The organism is Fusobacterium sp., assembly GCF_029258315.1.
GTDB lineage: Bacteria > Fusobacteriota > Fusobacteriia > Fusobacteriales > Fusobacteriaceae > Fusobacterium_B.
The window spans coordinates 1-2,537 of record NZ_JARHZE010000095.1; the positions used below are offsets into that span (position 1 = coordinate 1).

The following is a 2,537-nucleotide window of genomic DNA, read 5'->3' on the forward strand; positions in this document are numbered from 1 at the left end:
AACCTCTTTAAGAAATTATGGTTATATGAATCAACCTGTATTTAATAACTTCTCTTTTAAAGATACTACACCTGTATCATCTCAAGGAAATCATCTAGTTAAAAAAATCTCTGATGAAAATGGTGAACGACTAGAAGTTTTAACAAAAGAGGGTATATTAGAGGCCTCTACTCCCGGGGAAGAGATTATCACCTCTGGACTTATCTCATACAGTGAATCCACTGGAAATGATTTCTTTATAATTGATTCATCTACACCAAAATATACTGGTGGAAATGAGATATCTATTAAAATTCTTTCATTGCCAGAAGAAAATAAACCTACTAATTTTAAAAATGTAGTTGGAGATTTAAAAGGAAATATAAATTGGGAACAAAAATCAAATGTAGAGGTTGGACAATCCTATATGTTAAAATTAAAACTTTATGGGGATGTAAACCTTGATTCCTTAGAAAAACTTCCGATTGAAATGAATGAAGATTTTAATATCTATCAATCTGTTTCTGATTTTTCTGAAAAAATTGTAAATGGAAAATATCAAGCAAGTAAAGAGTTTGAAATAGCCTTTATTCCTAAGAAATCTGGAGTTCTTACTATACCCGCTATTGAAATACCATTCTTTGATATCAACAGTAAAAGTTACAAAACTTTTGTTATAGATAAAAAGGAGATTAAAGCTTTTGGTGGTGAAAATATTAAAACTACTTCCAATGGAGTTTCATCAAATAAAAATATAGAAAAATCTCAAGATATTCAACCTAAGGAAAAAATAAATATAACTGTTTTGCCTGAAGATAATGAAAGTTTTGATTTTAAATTTTTATATTTAATTATTGGTGGACTTTGTTTAATAGTTTTAATAGAGGGTGGAATTATTTTAAAATTAATCTTTGATAAAAAATCTTCTAAAAAATCATATAAAAATTTCTTTAAAAAGATGAAGTCTTCTAAGAATAATAAAGAGTTTTATGAAGTTTATTGTAATTTTATGAAAGAAAGATATAATTTCAGCCCTAAGGCCCAATTTGAAGATATTCTTGTTAAAAATGGTGGATCTGATGATATTTTAATGATCAATAGATATATCCACGAAAGTTTATTTAAGAATGAACAAATTGATATTATAAAAGTTATTAAAACTTTAAAATCTAAATAAATTAGACTTGTAATATTAATAAAAATATGCTAGAATTTTTATGTTATGGTTCTAAAAAAGCTCTCATAGCTCAATTGGATAGAGCATCTGACTTCGGATCAGAGGGTTTGGGGTTCGATCCCTCATGAGAGCGCCATTACTTTTAAATCTAATTTATCTAAAATACTATTCTCTCTTAATATTAATTGATTTTTTAATATTTAAGAGAGATTTTTATTTTTATAATTTTTATCATAGTATTTTTTTCTCTTTTTTTTAATTTAAATTTTTTTATATTTTTCCACAAAAAAAACTGACCTATTAATTTTAAGTCAGTTTATTTTTATTTATTAAATATTTAATACATCTTTATATAAAAACATTGCAATATAGAAATATAGCATTAGAGCCATAGCATCAACTATTGTTGTTACTAAAGGTCCTGCCATTATAGCTGGGTCTAGTTTTAATTTTTTAGCTCCAATTGGAAGAATCCCTCCAACTAATTTTGCTATCACTACAACTGCTCCCAAAGTAAATGATACCAAGAAAGATATTTTCATATCTTGTTTTAAAATAAATCTCATACGAGCAAAATTTATAAATCCTAAACCAATTGCTACCATAAGTCCTACTCTTAACTCTTTCCAAATAACTTTTAACCAGTCTTGAGTTTTTATCTCTCCAAGAGCCATTCCCCTGATTACTAATGTTGAAGATTGTGAACCTGCATTTCCTCCAGTATCCATAAGCATTGGAATAGCTGCTGCAAGAACAACCATTTGCTCTATTATATTTTCATATTTACTTATTATAGTTCCTGTGAATGTTGCTGATACCATCAAAACTAATAACCACATCAAACGATTTTTTGCCAATTCAAATACAGAACTTTCTAAATATTCCTCTTTACTTGGAGCCATAGCTGCCATTTTTTGGAAGTCCTCTGTATTTTCTTCTTCAATTACATCGACCATATCATCTATTGTGATAATTCCAACTAAAATATTTTCTTTATCAATTACAGGTAAAACAATTAAGTCATATTTTTTAAATAATTCAATAGCCTCTTCCTGATTTGTTGAAGTTGTAACATATAGAACATTTTTATTCATTATATTTTCGACTATATCTTCATCATTTGAAAGAAGTAAATCTCTTAAAGTAACATCTCCCATAAGATTTTTCTTACTATCAATTACATAAGCCACATCTATTGTTTCCAAATCTTTTACTTTTTTTCTTATATGAGTCAAACTTTCTCTTACTGTCCAATTACTTTTTAAAGAAAGATATTCTATTGTCATTAAACTTCCAGCAGAATCTTCCTCATAAGATAAAAATTGATTAACCAAAGAACGATTTTCATTCTTATAGTTTTCAAGAACTCTTTTTACCACAT

The 2,537-nt window shown here is 27.0% G+C and carries 2 protein-coding genes and 1 tRNA gene; 2 read left to right on the top strand and 1 reads right to left on the bottom strand.

The window, feature by feature from the left end; all coding sequences use genetic code 11:
• Together Q1J48_RS06765 and Q1J48_RS06770 are read left to right on the top strand one after the other, a co-directional pair.
• A partial coding sequence (locus tag Q1J48_RS06765) for a BatD family protein (protein WP_300362142.1) occupies positions 1-1,156 on the top strand: 1,156 nt, incomplete at its 5' end.
• Positions 1,157-1,215: 59 nt separating this feature from the next.
• Positions 1,216-1,292: transfer RNA gene (locus Q1J48_RS06770), tRNA-Arg, on the top strand.
• Positions 1,293-1,485: 193 nt separating this feature from the next.
• On the opposite strand, the gene mgtE is transcribed toward Q1J48_RS06770, so the two are convergent.
• The coding region (mgtE, locus tag Q1J48_RS06775; RefSeq protein WP_300362144.1) for a magnesium transporter at positions 1,486-2,537 on the bottom strand (1,052 nt) is incomplete at its 5' end.